Source organism: Streptomyces sp. NPDC001781, from assembly GCF_053596035.1.
In genome coordinates this window covers 140,664-158,567 of the sequence record NZ_JBSFFI010000003.1, presented here as the reverse complement: position 1 = coordinate 158,567, position 17,904 = coordinate 140,664, and the positions used below count along the sequence as shown (strand labels likewise).

Annotated in this window: 14 protein-coding genes and 1 tRNA gene; 13 read left to right on the top strand and 2 right to left on the bottom strand. The window is 68.1% G+C overall.

Annotated features, from left to right (window positions below):
• Positions 1–31: 31 nt before the first annotated feature.
• Both ACWCV3_RS03870 and ACWCV3_RS03865 read right to left on the bottom strand, forming a co-directional pair.
• Complete coding sequence (locus ACWCV3_RS03870; protein WP_451217865.1) at positions 32–1,075, bottom strand: adenosine deaminase; 1,044 nt, start codon at positions 1,073–1,075, stop codon at positions 32–34.
• 127 nt (positions 1,076–1,202) lie between these two features.
• The gene (locus ACWCV3_RS03865; RefSeq protein WP_451217862.1) at positions 1,203–2,429 is read right to left on the bottom strand and encodes a pyridoxal phosphate-dependent aminotransferase; all 1,227 of its coding nucleotides are present in this window, start codon (positions 2,427–2,429) and stop codon (positions 1,203–1,205) included.
• 259 nt (positions 2,430–2,688) lie between these two features.
• Here ACWCV3_RS03865 and ACWCV3_RS03860 point away from each other — a divergent pair.
• The 13 genes from ACWCV3_RS03860 to rpsG all read left to right on the top strand — a co-directional run bounded on the left by ACWCV3_RS03860 (position 2,689) and on the right by rpsG (position 17,880).
• Positions 2,689–2,761: transfer RNA gene (locus ACWCV3_RS03860), tRNA-Trp, on the top strand.
• 111 nt (positions 2,762–2,872) lie between these two features.
• On the top strand, positions 2,873–3,157 hold the full coding sequence (gene secE / locus ACWCV3_RS03855) for a preprotein translocase subunit SecE (protein ID WP_030811625.1): 285 nt from the start codon (positions 2,873–2,875) through the stop codon (positions 3,155–3,157).
• An 80-nt stretch (positions 3,158–3,237) separates the two neighbouring features.
• Positions 3,238–4,113 (top strand): transcription termination/antitermination protein NusG, encoded by an 876-nt coding sequence (gene nusG, locus ACWCV3_RS03850; protein WP_451217858.1) that lies wholly within the window; start codon positions 3,238–3,240, stop codon positions 4,111–4,113.
• A 167-nt stretch (positions 4,114–4,280) separates the two neighbouring features.
• A complete protein-coding gene (gene rplK, locus ACWCV3_RS03845; protein WP_030811629.1) occupies positions 4,281–4,715 on the top strand; it encodes a 50S ribosomal protein L11 in 435 nt (144 codons plus the stop codon).
• Between the two features lie 108 nt (positions 4,716–4,823).
• The gene (rplA, locus tag ACWCV3_RS03840; RefSeq protein WP_030811632.1) at positions 4,824–5,549 is read left to right on the top strand and encodes a 50S ribosomal protein L1; all 726 of its coding nucleotides are present in this window, start codon (positions 4,824–4,826) and stop codon (positions 5,547–5,549) included.
• Between the two features lie 157 nt (positions 5,550–5,706).
• A complete protein-coding gene (locus tag ACWCV3_RS03835; RefSeq protein WP_451217853.1) occupies positions 5,707–6,570 on the top strand; it encodes a hypothetical protein in 864 nt (287 codons plus the stop codon).
• A gap of 283 nt (positions 6,571–6,853) precedes the next feature.
• A complete protein-coding gene (gene rplJ / locus ACWCV3_RS03830; protein ID WP_086689993.1) occupies positions 6,854–7,384 on the top strand; it encodes a 50S ribosomal protein L10 in 531 nt (176 codons plus the stop codon).
• 116 nt (positions 7,385–7,500) lie between these two features.
• Positions 7,501–7,884, top strand: coding sequence for a 50S ribosomal protein L7/L12 (rplL, locus tag ACWCV3_RS03825; protein ID WP_030811641.1), 384 nt, complete (start codon positions 7,501–7,503; stop codon positions 7,882–7,884).
• Between the two features lie 565 nt (positions 7,885–8,449).
• Entirely contained in the window at positions 8,450–11,935 is a 3,486-nt protein-coding gene (gene rpoB / locus ACWCV3_RS03820) for a DNA-directed RNA polymerase subunit beta (RefSeq protein WP_451217849.1), read from the top strand.
• A 97-nt stretch (positions 11,936–12,032) separates the two neighbouring features.
• Entirely contained in the window at positions 12,033–15,932 is a 3,900-nt protein-coding gene (locus tag ACWCV3_RS03815) for a DNA-directed RNA polymerase subunit beta' (protein WP_451217846.1), read from the top strand.
• 305 nt (positions 15,933–16,237) lie between these two features.
• On the top strand, positions 16,238–16,699 hold the full coding sequence (locus tag ACWCV3_RS03810) for a DUF1707 and DUF4190 domain-containing protein (RefSeq protein ID WP_451217843.1): 462 nt from the start codon (positions 16,238–16,240) through the stop codon (positions 16,697–16,699).
• A 336-nt stretch (positions 16,700–17,035) separates the two neighbouring features.
• The gene (gene rpsL / locus ACWCV3_RS03805) at positions 17,036–17,407 is read left to right on the top strand and encodes a 30S ribosomal protein S12 (protein WP_003948652.1); all 372 of its coding nucleotides are present in this window, start codon (positions 17,036–17,038) and stop codon (positions 17,405–17,407) included.
• A gap of 2 nt (positions 17,408–17,409) precedes the next feature.
• Positions 17,410–17,880, top strand: a complete 471-nt coding sequence (gene rpsG, locus ACWCV3_RS03800; protein WP_003992340.1) for a 30S ribosomal protein S7 — start codon at positions 17,410–17,412, stop codon at positions 17,878–17,880.
• Positions 17,881–17,904 lie beyond the last annotated feature (24 nt).

The window sequence follows — 17,904 nt, the reverse complement described above, 5'->3', positions numbered from 1 at the left end:
GCGCCGCCCGCACCGCCGCACGCGGGCGGCCTCACAGGCCCACCGGCTCGGTCAGCCACTTGTCCACGCCGGTCAGCAGACGCTCCTTCGTCTCGGCCGGCGCCGCCGAGCCGCGCACCGACTGGCGGGCCAGCTCGGCGAGTTCGCCGTCGGTGAAGCCGTGGTGGTGGCGGGCGATCTCGTACTGGGCGGCCAGCCGGGAGCCGAAGAGGAGGGGGTCGTCGGCGCCGAGGGCCAGCGGGACGCCGCTCTCGAACAGAGTGCGCAGGGGGACGTCCTCGGGCTTCTCGTAGACGCCGAGCGCCACGTTGGAGGCGGGGCAGACCTCGCAGGTGACGCCCCGGTCCGCCAGCCGCCTCAGCAGACGCGGGTCCTCCGCCGCGCGCACCCCGTGCCCGATCCGGGTCGCGTGCAGGTCGTCCAGGCAGTCCCGCACCGAGGCCGGGCCGGTCAGCTCGCCGCCGTGCGGCGCCGAGAGCAGGCCCCCCTCGCGGGCGATGTGGAAGGCCCGGTCGAAGTCGCGGGCCATGCCGCGCCGCTCGTCGTTGGACAGGCCGAAGCCGACGATGCCCCGGTCCGCGTACCGCACCGCCAGCCGGGCCAGGGTGCGGGCGTCCAGCGGGTGCTTCATCCGGTTGGCGGCCACCAGCACCCGCATCCCGAGCCCGGTGTCGCGGGAGGCGGTGTCCACCGCGTCCAGGATGATCTCCAGCGCCGGGATCAGCCCGCCCAGCCGGGGGGCGTACGAGGTGGGGTCCACCTGGATCTCCAGCCAGCCCGAGCCGTCCCGGACGTCCTCCTCGGCGGCCTCCCGCACCAGCCGCTGGATGTCCTCGGGCTCGCGCACGCACGAGCGCGCGGCGTCGTAGAGCCGCTGGAAGCGGAACCAGCCGCGCTCGTCGGTGGCCCGCAGCCTCGGTGGCTCGCCGCTGGTGAGGGCCTCGATCAGGGTCTCGGGCAGCCGGACGCCGTACTTGTCGGCCAGCTCCAGGACGGTGCCGGGGCGCATCGAGCCGGTGAAGTGCAGATGCAGATGGGCCTTGGGAAGCTCCGAGAGATCACGTACACGCTCCATCCGGAGATCCTGCCGCACCCGGGGCCGCACCGGTAGCCGGTTCCCCTTCCGCGGTCCTGCTCGCACACAGAAACGGGGCCCGGTCCCCCCCCGCGGGAGTGGACCGGGCCCCGCCTGGCGGGTGCTCTCAGTCGCGCGCCTCGGCCAGCAGCTTCTGCATCCGGCTGACGCCCTCGACCAGGTCCTCGTCACCCAGCGCGTAGGACAGCCGCAGGTAGCCCGGCGTGCCGAACGCCTCACCGGGGACGACCGCGACCTCGGCCTCCTCCAGGATCAGCGCGGCCAGCTCGACCGTGGTCCCGGGGCGCCTGCCCCGGATCTCCTTGCCCAGCAGGTCCTTCACCGACGGGTAGACGTAGAAGGCCCCCTCGGGCTCCGGGCACAGCACGCCGTCGATCTCGTTCAGCATCCGCACGATCGTCCGGCGGCGCCGGTCGAACGCCTCGCGCATCTCCGCCACGGCCTTCAGGTCGCCGGACACCGCGGCCAGCGCGGCGACCTGCGCCACGTTGGAGACGTTGGAGGTGGCGTGCGACTGAAGGTTGGTCGCGGCCTTGACCACGTCCTTCGGGCCGATGATCCAGCCCACCCGCCAGCCGGTCATCGCGTACGTCTTGGCGACACCGTTGACCACGATGCACTTGTCCCGCAGCTCCGGCAGGATCGCCGGCAGCGAGGTGAAGGTGGCGTCGCCGTAGACCAGGTGCTCGTAGATCTCATCGGTCAGCACCCACAGGCCGTGCTCGACGGCCCAGCGGCCGATGGCCTCCGCCTCGGACTCGCCGTAGACCGCGCCGGTCGGGTTGGACGGCGAGACGAAGAGGACGACCTTCGTCTTCTCGGTGCGGGCCGCCTCGAGCTGCTCGACGGTGACGCGGTAACCGGTCGTCTCGTCGGCCACGACCTCCACCGGCACACCGCCGGCCAGCCGGATCGACTCCGGGTACGTGGTCCAGTACGGGGCCGGGACGATGACCTCGTCGCCCGGGTCGAGGATCGCGGCGAACGCCTCGTAGATGGCCTGCTTGCCGCCGTTGGTCACCAGGATCTGCGAGGCGTCGACCTCGTAGCCCGAGTCCCGCATGGTCTTCGCGGCGATGGCGGCCTTCAGCTCCGGCAGGCCGCCGGCCGGGGTGTAGCGGTGGAACTTGGGGTTCCGGCAAGCCTCTACGGCTGCCTCGACGATGTAGTCCGGGGTCGGGAAGTCGGGTTCACCGGCGCCGAAGCCGATCACCGGACGTCCGGCGGCCTTGAGGGCCTTGGCCTTGGCGTCCACGGCGAGGGTGGCGGACTCGGAGATCGCGCCGACTCGGGCGGAGACCCGGCGCTCGGTGGGAGGGATTGCAGCGCTCATACACCCATCGTTCCAGACCGGAAACACGGCGGGCACACGGGTTTCACAGACTGAACAGCACCGGGCGGCCGGCGGAACAAGGGTCCGAATCCGGGCCGCGGCCAGGACGATCTTCCACTCCGGGCGCCCGGCCGGGCACTTTCTGTTCGACGCCGGGCCGTGGAGCACGTACACTCATCCCTCGTTGGCCTCCAGCAGCCACCGCGTGAGCGCCCCGCACCGGGCGGTCGTGCGGATGCGGTAGGTTGGGGGACACCAAAGGGTCGTAGCTCAATTGGTAGAGCACCGGTCTCCAAAACCGGCGGTTGGGGGTTCAAGTCCCTCCGGCCCTGCTACACACACCGCCAGGATGTGTGCGCATGTACGTACAGCAATGCACCGCCGTGCGGCTCTGAATTCACCGGGCGCGGCACGGCCACGATTCCGGGATCAGGTGAGGACGCATGACGGACGCCGTGGGCTCCATCGACACGCCTGACGCCCAGGACGAGCTGTCGGATGCCAAGAAGCCCCGCAAGGGCGGCAAGCGTGCCAAGAAGGGCCCGCTGAAGCGCCTTGCCACCTTCTACCGCCAGATCATCGCGGAACTCCGCAAGGTCGTCTGGCCGACCCGCAATCAGCTGACGTCGTACACGACCGTCGTGATCGTCTTCGTCGTCATCATGATTGGCTTGGTCACCGTGATTGACTATGGCCTCAACCACGCGGCCAAGTACGTCTTCGGCTGAACCAAGAGCGAAGGGCGCCGTGGTACCGGCGCCTTTTTTCGCATGTTCCACCCCTATGTATCCAGGAAGAAGCAGCCATCGTGTCTGACCCGAACCTGAACGACGCCACCGAGGCTCGCCGAGACACCGCCGAGGCGGTGGACGCCGAGCTCGACATCGTCGAGGGCGCGGACGAGCAGGACGAGTTCGAGGCTGCCGAGGCCGCTGCGGGCGAGCCCGCCGAAGCGGTCACCGAGGTCGAAGAGGACGTCGTCGAGACGGCCGCGACGGACGAGGCCGGCGACGTCGCCGAGGCCGAGGAAGCCGTCGAGACCGTCGAGGAGGAGCCGGCCGAGCCGGTCGACCCCGTCGCCGCGCTCCGCGAGGAGCTGCGCACGCTGCCCGGCGAGTGGTACGTCATCCACACCTACGCGGGTTACGAGAACCGCGTGAAGACGAACCTGGAGCAGCGCGCCGTCTCGCTGAACGTCGAGGACTACATCTTCCAGGCCGAGGTGCCGCAGGAAGAGGTCGTCCAGATCAAGAACGGCGACCGCAAGACGATCAAGCAGAACAAGCTGCCGGGTTACGTCCTGGTCCGCATGGACCTGACGAACGAGTCCTGGGGCGTCGTCCGCAACACGCCCGGCGTCACCGGCTTCGTGGGCAACGCCTACGACCCGTACCCGCTCACCCTGGACGAGATCGTCAAGATGCTCGCCCCGGAGGCCGAGGAGAAGGCCGCCCGCGAGGCCGCCGAGGCCGAGGGCAAGCCCGCCCCGCAACGCAAGGTCGAGGTCCAGGTGCTGGACTTCGAGGTCGGCGACTCGGTCACCGTCACCGACGGCCCCTTCGCCACCCTCCAGGCCACGATCAACGAGATCAACGCCGACTCGAAGAAGGTCAAGGGCCTCGTCGAGATCTTCGGCCGCGAGACCCCGGTCGAGCTCAGCTTCGACCAGATCCAGAAGAACTAGTTCTTCTGGTCACACGCTTCCGTGCAGGTCAGACCGGCTCTCAGGGCCGGTCTGACCTGCACGGTTTTTAGCCGCACATCCATACCCGCTATCGTTGTGCGGTATGCCTGCGTCCGGGTTGGTCCCCTTACGCGGGCAGGACCCGAATCGAAAGGACCCGGAGAGCTATGCCTCCCAAGAAGAAGAAGGTCACGGGGCTCATCAAGCTCCAGATCAACGCCGGTGCGGCGAACCCGGCCCCGCCGGTCGGCCCCGCGCTCGGTCAGCACGGCGTCAACATCATGGAGTTCTGCAAGGCCTACAACGCCGCGACCGAGTCGCAGCGTGGCTGGGTCATCCCGGTGGAGATCACGGTCTACGAGGACCGCTCCTTCACCTTCGTGACCAAGACCCCGCCGGCCGCGAAGATGATCCTCAAGGCCGCTGGTGTCGAGAAGGGCTCCGGCGAGCCGCACAAGACCAAGGTCGCGAAGATCACCGACGCGCAGGTCCGCGAGATCGCCACCACGAAGATGCCCGACCTCAACGCCAATGACCTGGACGCCGCGGCGAAGATCATCGCCGGTACCGCGCGCTCCATGGGCATCACGGTCGAGGGCTGAGCCCCACCTTCGTAGTTCCCCGCGGCCGCCGAACGGGCGGTCGCACGTGGTAGGGCCTGCTCGGCCCGTACACCACGACTCCTTTTCCAGAACACACAGGAGCAAGTTGTGAGCAAGCGCAGCAAGGCTCTCCGCGCTGCGGACGCCAAGGTCGACCGGGAGAAGCTGTACGCCCCGCTCGAGGCCGTCCGTCTCGCCAAGGAGACCTCCACGACCAAGTTCGACGGCACCGTCGAGGTCGCCTTCCGCCTGGGTGTCGACCCGCGCAAGGCCGACCAGATGGTCCGTGGCACCGTGAACCTCCCGCACGGCACCGGTAAGACCGCTCGGGTCCTGGTCTTCGCGACCGGTGACCGTGCCGAGGCCGCGCGTGCCGCCGGCGCCGACATCGTCGGTGCCGACGAGCTGATCGACGAGGTGGCGAAGGGCCGTCTGGACTTCGACGCCGTCGTCGCCACCCCGGACCTCATGGGCAAGGTCGGCCGCCTCGGCCGCGTCCTCGGCCCGCGTGGTCTGATGCCGAACCCGAAGACCGGCACCGTGACCCCGGACGTGGCCAAGGCCGTGACCGAGATCAAGGGCGGCAAGATCGAGTTCCGCGTCGACAAGCACTCGAACCTGCACTTCATCATCGGCAAGACGTCGTTCGACGACGACAAGCTGGTGGAGAACTACGGCGCCGCGCTGGAGGAGATCCTCCGCCTGAAGCCGTCCGCCGCCAAGGGCCGCTACATCAAGAAGGCCGCCATCAGCACCACGATGGGCCCCGGCATCCTGGTGGACCAGAACCGCACCCGCAACCTCCTCGTCGAGGAGGACCCGGCCGCCGTCTGAGCCTTCGCTCACCGGTAGCCGCGTCAGCGACGCGTACGCAGGTCGAGGACCCCGCACCCCTCCCGGGTGCGGGGTCCTCCCGTTCTCCCGTCCCCTCCCGGCAGGGAGCAGCCCTGGGTTACGGTGCGGACAGGCGCGTACAGGGTGGGGGGACCGGATGAGGAGTACGACCGTCCGCCGGGCGGGGTTCGTGGTGCTGGCGCTGGCCCTGTCCACCCCGGCCGCGTGCGGCGACGCCCACGACGAGGGCGGGGGCCGTCCGCCGGCCGCCCTGCGCTCCGCCGAGCGCTCCACCGACCGCGCCGAGTCGGTGCGGGTGCGCTCCACGCTCAGCTACGGCACGGCACTCTCCCTGTCCTCCGAGGGAGCCCTGCGCTGGCACGACGGGGTCACCGGCCACCTCACCATCCGCTACACCGGCGGCGCCCTGGCGGCCGCGATGCGCAAGGCCGGCACGCCTTCCATGGAGGCCCGCTACCTCCCGGACGCCTACTACGCCCGCATGAGCGACCGCTTCGCCAGGCGGGCCGGCGGCAGGCACTGGATCAAGTACGGGTACGCCGACCTGGCGCGCGGCGGCGAGGGCTTCGGGATGTACCTGAAGGACCAGATGCGCAACACCACCCCCAACCAGTCGGTGAAGATGCTGCTGGCCTCCGGGGACGTGCGCCGGGTCGGCACCGAGCATGTCCGGGGCGCCCGGACCGCGCACTACCGGGGCCGGGTCCGCGTCGCCGACCTGGCGACCCGGGACAGTGGGCTCGGCCGGCGGGAACTGGCCGGGCTGAAGCGGCAGCTCGACCAGGCCGGGGTGCGCGCGGAGACCGTCGACCTGTGGATCGACCGCCAAAACCTGCTGGTCAAGAAGGTGGAGCGGGCCGAGACCGCCCAGGGCAGCCTGGTCAGCACCGCCTACTACCGGGACTACGGTGTCCGTGTTCCGGCCGAGGCGCCCCCGGTCTCGGACACCCGGGACTTCACGGAGCTGGCCCGCCCCAAGGGGCCCGCCAAAAGCCGCTGAGCAACGGATTTGCCCGTCGGTGCCCGAGTCCCGTACTCTCCTCGAGAAGCCAAAGACCGCTGGTCGTTGCCGCACGCTCACCTGAGGGTGTGGTGGCCGAAGGACCTACTGCAAAGTGGGCGACCCGCGCAGGTGTCAGTGGAAGAACTCCCGGAGCAGACGCGCTCACGCGTAAGCGCCCGGTCGAGTCCGCCCCGAGCGCCTGCGCCGGGGCGTTTCGTTTTCCCAGTCTCCTCCTTCGGGTCCGCGCGGTCAGAATCACCCGGAAGGAGGCCGAGGCTCTATGGCGAGGCCCGACAAGGCTGCCGCAGTGTCCGAGTTGACGGAAGCGTTCCGCAACTCCACCGCTGCCGTGCTTACCGAGTACCGCGGTCTCACCGTGGCGCAGGTCAAGACCCTGCGCCGGTCGCTCGGTGAGAACGCCAAGTACGCCGTGGTGAAGAACACGCTGACCAAGATTGCGGCCAACGAGGCCGGGATCACCACGCTGGACGACCTGTTCAACGGTCCGACGGCTGTCGCCTTCGTCACCGGTGACCCGGTGGAGTCGGCGAAGGGTCTCCGTGACTTCGCCAAGGACAACCCGAATCTCGTCATCAAGGGCGGTGTCCTTGACGGTAAGGCGCTGTCCGCCGACGAGATCAAGAAGCTTGCGGACCTCGAGTCCCGCGAGGTTCTGCTCAGCAAGCTGGCCGGTGCCTTCAAGGGCAAGCAGTCCCAGGCTGCTCAGCTCTTCCAGGCGCTGCCCTCGAAGCTCGTCCGCACCGTGGACGCGCTCCGTGCCAAGCAGGCCGAGCAGGGCGGTGCCGAGTAATTCGGCTCGCTTTCTGACCCTTGCCGCATGAGGCGGCCGGGGTCGCAGCGGGCCGACGTACGCCCGCCACATCCAGTACATACGGCACCCGCCGATCGAGTGGAAGGACCGCCATCATGGCGAAGCTCACCCAGGACGAGCTGCTTGCCCAGTTCGAGGAGATGACCCTCATCGAGCTCTCCGAGTTCGTGAAGGCCTTCGAGGAGAAGTTCGACGTCACCGCCGCCGCCGCGGTCGCCGTCGCCGGCCCGGCCGCCCCCGGCGCCCCGGCCGAGGCTGCCGAGGAGCAGGACGAGTTCGACGTCGTCCTCACCGGCGCCGGCGAGAAGAAGATCCAGGTCATCAAGGTCGTGCGCGAGCTGACCTCCCTGGGTCTGAAGGAGGCCAAGGACCTCGTCGACGGCACCCCGAAGCCGGTCCTCGAGAAGGTCTCCAAGGAGGCCGCTGAGAAGGCTGCCGAGTCCCTCAAGGCCGCCGGCGCCTCCGTCGAGGTCAAGTAACACCTCACGGGGTTCCGCGAACCTCACCCGCGTGACCGCGGCCTGAAGAGGCTGTAACGCGAACGCACCGAAGAGCGATCATCCATCCGGGTGGTCGCTCTTCGGCGTCTGCGCGGGGGGCCACGGTTGCCTTGCGCTCGTCGTGGCGAGGGGTATGGTGATCTTCGTCGTGTCTCCGGAAGGCCCCGTTCCGGCTGGGGGGCCTTGACGAACCGCACGCAGCGCGCAATTCTCAGGACGCGTCGTCACAACGATCCGAATCCGAGGCATGGATCGACGGCGAAGAGGGCAGGATCATCCTGCGTCGAGGGCAACAGGCCGAGGGCGTCGAAGACGAGGGCGTTGAGAACAACGAGGGTCTCCGAAACCGGGACTGGACATCAGTGTGCCAAGTGGCTACACTGACCCTTTGCGCTGCCTGTTAGCTGTCCCCTGCCCGTCACCAGGGGTCTGCCCTCACTCGAGCACCGACACCGAACTTCCCTGACCTGGGGTTTCCCGTCGTGAGCCTGAGAGAGGGACCGGTACGCGCGTAGTGAGTCCGAGCCCTCGGAAGGACCCCCTCTTGGCCGCCTCGCGCACTGCCTCGACCGCGAATACGAACAACGGCGCCAGCACCGCCCCGCTGCGCATCTCCTTTGCAAAGATCAAGGAGCCCCTCGAGGTTCCGAACCTTCTTGCGCTCCAGACCGAGAGCTTCGACTGGCTGCTCGGCAACGACGCCTGGAAGGCTCGCGTCGAGAAGGCTCTCGAGAACGGTCAGGACGTTCCCACCAAGTCCGGTCTGGAGGAGATCTTCGAGGAGATCTCCCCGATCGAGGACTTCTCCGGGTCGATGTCGCTGACGTTCCGCGACCACCGCTTCGAGCCGCCGAAGAACTCCATCGACGAGTGCAAGGACCGCGACTTCACGTACGCCGCGCCGCTCTTCGTCACCGCCGAGTTCACCAACAACGAGACCGGCGAGATCAAGTCCCAGACCGTCTTCATGGGCGACTTCCCGCTCATGACGAACAAGGGCACCTTCGTCATCAACGGCACCGAGCGTGTCGTGGTGTCGCAGCTCGTCCGCTCGCCGGGTGTCTACTTCGACTCCTCCATCGACAAGACGTCCGACAAGGACATCTTCTCCGCCAAGATCATCCCGTCCCGGGGTGCCTGGCTGGAGATGGAGATCGACAAGCGCGACATGGTCGGTGTCCGCATCGACCGCAAGCGCAAGCAGTCGGTCACCGTCCTGCTCAAGGCGCTCGGCTGGACGACCGAGCAGATCCTCGAGGAGTTCGGCGAGTACGAGTCCATGCGCGCCACCCTGGAGAAGGACCACACCCAGGGCCAGGACGACGCGCTGCTGGACATCTACCGCAAGCTGCGTCCGGGCGAGCCGCCCACGCGTGAGGCCGCGCAGACGCTGCTGGAGAACCTCTACTTCAACCCCAAGCGCTACGACCTCGCCAAGGTCGGCCGTTACAAGGTCAACAAGAAGCTCGGTGCCGACGCCCCGCTCAACGCGGGTGTGCTGACCACCGAGGATGTCATCTCGACGATCAAGTACCTGGTCAAGCTGCACGCCGGCGAGACCGAGACGGTCGGCGACAGCGGCCAGTCGATCGTCGTCGAGACCGACGACATCGACCACTTCGGCAACCGTCGCCTGCGCAGCGTCGGCGAGCTGATCCAGAACCAGGTCCGTACGGGTCTCGCCCGTATGGAGCGCGTCGTGCGTGAGCGCATGACCACCCAGGACGTCGAGGCGATCACGCCGCAGACCCTGATCAACATCCGGCCGGTCGTCGCCTCCATCAAGGAGTTCTTCGGCACCAGCCAGCTCTCGCAGTTCATGGACCAGAACAACCCGCTGTCGGGTCTCACCCACAAGCGCCGTCTGTCGGCGCTCGGTCCGGGTGGTCTGTCCCGTGAGCGGGCCGGCTTCGAGGTCCGCGACGTGCACCCCTCGCACTACGGCCGCATGTGCCCGATCGAGACGCCCGAAGGCCCGAACATCGGTCTGATCGGCTCGCTCGCCTCCTACGGCCGGGTCAACGCGTTCGGTTTCGTCGAGACCCCGTACCGCAAGGTCGTCGACGGCCAGGTCACCGACGAGGTGGACTACCTGACCGCCGACGAGGAGGACCGCTTCGTCATCGCGCAGGCCAACGCCACGCTCAACGACGACATGCGGTTCGAGGAGGCCCGCGTCCTGGTCCGCCGGCGTGGCGGAGAGGTCGACTACGTCCCCGGTGACGACGTCGACTACATGGACGTGTCGCCGCGCCAGATGGTGTCGGTCGCCACCGCCATGATCCCGTTCCTCGAGCACGACGACGCCAACCGCGCCCTCATGGGCGCGAACATGATGCGCCAGGCCGTGCCGCTCATCAAGAGCGAGGCCCCGCTCGTCGGCACGGGCATGGAGTACCGCTCCGCCGTCGACGCCGGCGACGTGGTCAAGGCCGAGAAGGCGGGTGTGGTCCAGGAGGTCTCCGCGGACTACGTCACCACCGCCAACGACGACGGCACGTACATCACGTACCGCCTGCACAAGTTCTCGCGCTCCAACCAGGGCACGTCGGTCAACCAGAAGGTCATCGTCAACGAGGGCGACCGGATCATCGAGGGCCAGGTCCTGGCCGACGGTCCGGCCACCGAGAACGGCGAGATGGCCCTGGGCAAGAACCTGCTCGTGGCGTTCATGCCGTGGGAGGGTCACAACTACGAGGACGCGATCATCCTGTCGCAGCGCCTCGTGCAGGACGACGTCCTCTCCTCGATCCACATCGAGGAGCACGAGGTCGACGCCCGTGACACCAAGCTCGGCCCCGAGGAGATCACCCGGGACATCCCGAACGTCTCCGAGGAGGTCCTGGCCGACCTCGACGAGCGCGGCATCATCCGCATCGGCGCCGAGGTCACCGCGGGCGACATCCTCGTCGGCAAGGTCACGCCCAAGGGTGAGACCGAGCTGACGCCGGAGGAGCGTCTGCTCCGCGCGATCTTCGGTGAGAAGGCCCGCGAGGTCCGCGACACCTCCCTGAAGGTGCCGCACGGCGAGACCGGCAAGATCATCGGTGTCCGCGTCTTCGACCGCGAGGAGGGCGACGAGCTGCCCCCGGGCGTCAACCAGCTGGTCCGCGTCTACGTCGCGCAGAAGCGCAAGATCACCGATGGTGACAAGCTGGCCGGCCGTCACGGCAACAAGGGTGTCATCTCCAAGATCCTGCCGATCGAGGACATGCCGTTCCTGGAGGACGGCACCCCGGTCGACATCATCCTCAACCCGCTGGGTGTCCCGTCCCGAATGAACCCGGGACAGGTCCTGGAGATCCACCTCGGCTGGCTCGCCAGCCGCGGCTGGGACGTCTCCGGCCTCGGCGAGGACTGGGCGCAGCGCCTGCAGGTGATCGGCGCCGACCAGGTCGACCCCGGCACGAACGTCGCCACCCCGGTGTTCGACGGCGCGCGCGAGGACGAGCTGGCGGGTCTGCTGCAGCACACCATCCCGAACCGGGACGGCGAGCGCATGGTGCAGCCGACCGGTAAGGCGAGGCTGTTCGACGGCCGCTCCGGTGAGCCGTTCCCGGACCCGATCTCCATCGGGTACATGTACATCCTCAAGCTCCACCACCTGGTCGACGACAAGCTGCACGCCCGCTCGACCGGTCCGTACTCGATGATCACCCAGCAGCCGCTGGGTGGTAAGGCCCAGTTCGGTGGCCAGCGCTTCGGTGAGATGGAGGTGTGGGCGCTGGAGGCTTACGGCGCCGCCTACGCCCTCCAGGAGCTGCTGACCATCAAGTCCGACGACGTGACCGGCCGCGTGAAGGTCTACGAGGCCATCGTCAAGGGCGAGAACATCCCCGAGCCCGGCATCCCCGAGTCCTTCAAGGTGCTCATCAAGGAGATGCAGTCGCTCTGCCTCAACGTGGAGGTGCTGTCCAGCGACGGCATGTCCATCGAGATGCGCGACACCGACGAGGACGTCTTCCGCGCTGCGGAGGAGCTCGGCATCGACCTGTCCCGGCGCGAGCCGAGCAGCGTCGAAGAGGTCTGACGGGAGTCCGGCGGGGTCCTCTCACCGAGGACCCCGCCGACCCCCAGGCCCCCGTTTCAGACCACAGACTTACGACACTGAGAGGGATTGACGCATAGTGCTCGACGTCAACTTCTTCGACGAGCTCCGGATCGGCCTGGCCACCGCGGACGACATCCGCCAGTGGAGCCACGGCGAGGTCAAGAAGCCCGAGACCATCAACTACCGCACCCTCAAGCCCGAGAAGGACGGACTCTTCTGCGAGAAGATCTTCGGTCCGACCCGGGACTGGGAGTGCTACTGCGGCAAGTACAAGCGCGTCCGCTTCAAGGGCATCATCTGCGAGCGCTGTGGCGTCGAGGTCACGCGCGCCAAGGTGCGCCGTGAGCGGATGGGCCACATCGAGCTCGCCGCTCCCGTCACCCACATCTGGTACTTCAAGGGCGTTCCGTCGCGGCTGGGCTACCTGCTCGACCTCGCCCCGAAGGACCTCGAGAAGGTCATCTACTTCGCCGCGTACATGATCACGTACGTCGACGAGGAGCGCCGTCAGCGCGACCTGCCGTCGCTGGAGGCCCACGTCTCCGTCGAGCGTCAGCAGATCGAGAACCGCCGCGACTCCGACCTGGAGGCCCGCGCCAAGAAGCTCGAGACCGACCTGGCCGAGCTGGAGGCCGAGGGCGCCAAGGCGGACGTGCGCCGCAAGGTGCGCGAGGGCGCCGAGCGCGAGATGAAGCAGCTCCGCGACCGCGCGCAGCGCGAGATCGACCGCCTCGACGAGGTGTGGAACCGCTTCAAGAACCTCAAGGTCCAGGACCTCGAGGGCGACGAGCTGCTCTACCGCGAGCTGCGTGACCGCTTCGGCACGTACTTCGACGGTTCGATGGGTGCCGCGGCGCTGCAGAAGCGCCTGGAGTCCTTCGACCTGGAGGAGGAGGCCGAGCGCCTCCGCGAGATCATCCGCACCGGCAAGGGCCAGAAGAAGACCCGTGCGCTCAAGCGCCTCAAGGTCGTCTCCGCGTTCCTGCAGACCTCCAACAGCCCCAAGGGCATGGTCCTGGACTGCGTCCCGGTCATCCCGCCGGACCTGCGTCCGATGGTGCAGCTCGACGGTGGCCGCTTCGCGACCTCCGACCTGAACGACCTGTACCGCCGTGTCATCAACCGCAACAACCGCCTGAAGCGGCTTCTCGACCTCGGCGCGCCCGAGATCATCGTGAACAACGAGAAGCGCATGCTCCAGGAGGCCGTGGACGCCCTCTTCGACAACGGTCGTCGTGGTCGCCCGGTCACCGGTCCCGGCAACCGCCCGCTGAAGTCCCTGAGCGACATGCTCAAGGGCAAGCAGGGTCGTTTCCGTCAGAACCTGCTCGGCAAGCGAGTCGACTACTCGGCGCGTTCCGTCATCGTCGTCGGCCCGCAGCTCAAGCTGCACCAGTGCGGTCTGCCCAAGGCGATGGCGCTGGAGCTGTTCAAGCCGTTCGTGATGAAGCGCCTGGTCGACCTGAACCACGCGCAGAACATCAAGAGCGCCAAGCGCATGGTGGAGCGCGGCCGCACCGTCGTGTACGACGTCCTCGAAGAGGTCATCGCCGAGCACCCGGTCCTGCTGAACCGTGCTCCCACCCTGCACCGCCTCGGCATCCAGGCCTTCGAGCCGCAGCTGGTCGAGGGCAAGGCCATCCAGATCCACCCGCTCGTCTGCACCGCGTTCAACGCGGACTTCGACGGTGACCAGATGGCCGTGCACCTGCCGCTCTCCGCGGAGGCGCAGGCCGAGGCCCGCATCCTGATGCTGTCCTCGAACAACATCCTCAAGCCCGCCGACGGCCGTCCGGTGACGATGCCGACCCAGGACATGGTCCTCGGTCTGTTCTTCCTCACCACCGACGGCGAACTCCGTGACACCAAGGGCGAGGGCCGCGCGTTCGGCTCCACGGCCGAGGCGACCATGGCGTTCGACGCCGGCGAGCTGGCCCTGCAGTCGCCGGTCGACATCCGCTTCCCGGTGGGCACCATCCCGCCGCGTGGCTGGACGCCGCCGGAGCGCGAGGAGGGCGAGCCCGAGTGGCAGCAGGGGGACTCGTTCCGCCTGCGCACCACGCTGGGCCGCGCGCTCTTCAACGAGCTGCTGCCCGAGGACTACCCGTTCGTCGACTACTCGGTGGGCAAGAAGCAGCTCTCCGAGATCGTCAACGACCTGGCCGAGCGCTACCCCAAGGTCATCGTGGCGGCGACGCTCGACAACCTGAAGGCGGCGGGCTTCTACTGGGCGACCCGTTCCGGTGTCACCGTGGCCATCTCCGACGTCGTCGTCCCCGAGGCGAAGAAGGAGATCGTCAAGGGCTACGAGGCGCAGGACGAGAAGGTCCAGAAGCAGTACGAGCGCGGTCTGATCACCAAGGAAGAGCGCACTCAGGAGCTCATCGCGATCTGGACCAAGGCGACCAACGAGGTCGCCGAGGCGATGAACGAGAACTTCCCCAAGACGAACCCCATCTTCATGATGGTTGACTCGGGTGCCCGAGGAAACATGATGCAGATGCGGCAGATCGCCGGTATGCGTGGTCTGGTGTCGAACGCCAAGAACGAGACCATCCCGCGGCCCATCAAGGCGTCGTTCCGTGAGGGTCTCTCCGTGCTGGAGTACTTCATCTCCACGCACGGTGCCCGTAAGGGTCTGGCGGACACCGCCCTGCGTACCGCCGACTCGGGTTACCTCACCCGTCGTCTGGTGGACGTCTCGCAGGACGTCATCATCCGCGAGGAGGACTGCGGCACCGAGCGCGGCCTCAAGCTGTCGATCGCCGAGCGCGGCGCCGACGGCGTGCTGCGCAAGGCGGACAACGTCGAGACGTCCGTGTACGCGCGCTGCCTCGCCGAGGACATCGTCGTCGACGGCAAGGTGCTGGCCCCGGCCGGCACCGACCTGGGCGACGTGCTCATCGACGAGCTGGTCAAGCACGGCGTCGAGGAGGTCAAGACCCGCTCGGTCCTGACCTGCGAGTCCGCCGTCGGCACCTGCGCGATGTGCTACGGCCGTTCGCTGGCCACCGGCAAGCTGGTCGACATCGGTGAGGCGGTCGGCATCATCGCCGCCCAGTCCATCGGTGAGCCCGGTACCCAGCTCACGATGCGTACCTTCCACACCGGTGGTGTGGCCGGTGACGACATCACCCAGGGTCTGCCCCGTGTGGTCGAGCTCTTCGAGGCCCGTACCCCGAAGGGTGTCGCCCCGATCTCCGAGGCCAGCGGCCGCGTGCGGATCGAGGAGACCGAGAAGACCAAGAAGCTCGTCGTCACCCCGGACGACGGCAGCGACGAGACGGCGTTCCCGATCTCCAAGCGTGCCAAGGTCCTGGTCCGCGAGGGCGAGCACGTCGAGGTGGGCCAGCAGCTCACCGTGGGTGCCACCAACCCGCACGACGTGCTCCGCATCCTGGGTCAGCGTGCCGTCCAGGTCCACCTGGTCGGCGAGGTCCAGAAGGTCTACAACTCGCAGGGTGTGTCGATCCACGACAAGCACATCGAGATCATCATCCGGCAGATGCTCCGCCGCGTGACGATCATCGAGTCCGGCGACGCCGAGCTGCTGCCCGGCGAGCTGGTCGAGCGCTCGAAGTTCGAGACCGAGAACCGTCGTGTGGTCCAGGAGAACGGACACCCGGCCTCCGGCCGTCCGCAGCTCATGGGTATCACCAAGGCGTCGCTGGCGACCGAGTCGTGGCTGTCCGCGGCCTCCTTCCAGGAGACGACCAGGGTCCTGACGGACGCGGCGATCAACGCCAAGTCCGACTCCCTGATCGGCCTCAAGGAGAACGTCATCATCGGTAAGCTCATCCCGGCCGGTACGGGCCTCTCCCGCTACCGCAACATCCGGGTCGAGCCGACCGAGGAGGCCAAGGCCGCGATGTACTCGGCCGTCGGCTACGACGACATCGACTACTCGCCGTTCGGCGCGGGCTCCGGCCAGGCCGTTCCGCTGGAGGACTACGACTACGGTCCGTACAACCAGTAGGCGAGCGGCCGTAAGGCACTCGAACTGAAGGGCGGCATCCCCCGGGGATGCCGCCCTTCGGCGTTTTCCCCTCGTGCCGCGGACATTCGGGCGCATGATGGAAGACCCCCGGCCGGGGGTTCGGGAGGTGCTCCGTGTCGCATCCGTCGTCGCAACCGTCGTGGCAGCCGCCGCGCCCGCAGAACTGGCCCGCGGCGAACTGGCCCGTGGCGCCGCACCCCGGCGTCTTCCCCGGTCACTTCCCGCCGCAGCCTCCCGCCTACTGGCCGATGCCGCCCCAAGGGCCGGTCGGGGGAGCGGCGTTCATGCTGGCCTCGCACGCCGACCGGGAGCGGGCGGTGGGCGTGCTGAGTGCCGGCTTCGCCGAGGGGCGGCTGGAGAAGGACGAGTTCGACCTGCGGGTCGGCCGGGTCCACGCGGCCCGTACGGTGGGGGAGCTGTCCCTGGTGGTGGCCGACCTGCCGCAGGGCCCCGTGCCGCATCCGGGGCCCGTGGCGGCCGTGCCGCAGGTGTTCCTGGCCACACCGCGGCCGGCGCGGAACGGCAGGGCGCTCGGGTCCGCGGTGTGCGGGCTGCTGTGCGTGCCGACCGCGGGGCTCACCGGAATCCCGGCCGTGGTGCTCGGGCACACCGCCCGCGCGGAGATCCGGCGCACCGGTGAGGACGGCGACGGCCTGGCTCTGACCGGCCTCGTTCTGGGCTGGCTGTCCCTCGGCGGCTGGGCGCTGTTCTGGCTGCTGCTGATCGCGGTGGACGTGCTGGACTGACGGCGGGGGGATGGCAGAGGTGTGGCGCGGTGTGCGCGCCACGTGAAATCGAAGATCGTTGACGGCGTCGGGACTTGACATGCCCTGTCCGTCACGGGGGCCGCCTCGCATTTGTTTTGACCGAAGTCCGTGCGATAGGTACGCTCAGACCTTGTGCCTGGGGTGTGCCCTGGCTCCCGTGTGTGCCACTCACCGCACGGCGAGCCGTCAGCGGCCACCGAGATCCGCGCTCTTCCCTTTGCGGCGGGAGTCCGCGGGTTCGACACACCCGACCGCGTGGGTCGGTAGTCGTTCCAGGTTAGCTTCACCATTCGGCACACAGAAACCGGAGAAGTAGTGCCTACGATCCAGCAGCTGGTCCGTAAGGGCCGGCAGGACAAGGTCGAGAAGAACAAGACGCCCGCACTCGAGGGTTCGCCCCAGCGTCGTGGCGTCTGCACGCGTGTGTTCACGACCACCCCGAAGAAGCCGAACTCGGCCCTGCGTAAGGTCGCGCGTGTGCGTCTGACCAGCGGCATCGAGGTCACGGCCTACATTCCGGGTGAGGGACACAACCTGCAGGAGCACTCCATCGTGCTCGTGCGCGGCGGCCGTGTGAAGGACCTGCCGGGTGTTCGCTACAAGATCATCCGCGGCTCGCTCGACACCCAGGGTGTCAAGAACCGCAAGCAGGCCCGCAGCCGCTACGGCGCCAAGAAGGAGAAGTAAGAATGCCTCGTAAGGGCCCCGCCCCGAAGCGCCCGGTCATCATCGACCCGGTCTACGGTTCTCCTCTGGTGACCTCCCTCATCAACAAGGTGCTGCTCAACGGCAAGCGCTCCACCGCCGAGCGCATCGTCTACGGCGCCATGGAGGGTCTGCGTGAGAAGACGGGCAACGACCCGATCATCACGCTGAAGCGCGCGCTGGAGAACATCAAGCCGACCCTCGAGGTCAAGTCCCGCCGCGTCGGCGGTGCGACGTACCAGGTGCCGATCGAGGTCAAGCCCGGTCGCGCCAACACGCTCGCGCTGCGCTGGCTCGTCGGTTACTCCCGCGCCCGTCGCGAGAAGACGATGACCGAGCGTCTGCTCAACGAGCTTCTCGACGCTTCGAACGGCCTCGGTGCGGCCGTCAAGAAGCGCGAGGACACGCACAAGATGGCCGAGTCCAACAAGGCCTTCGCGCACTACCGCTGGTAGTCGCTACCCACATCGAGACCGAGA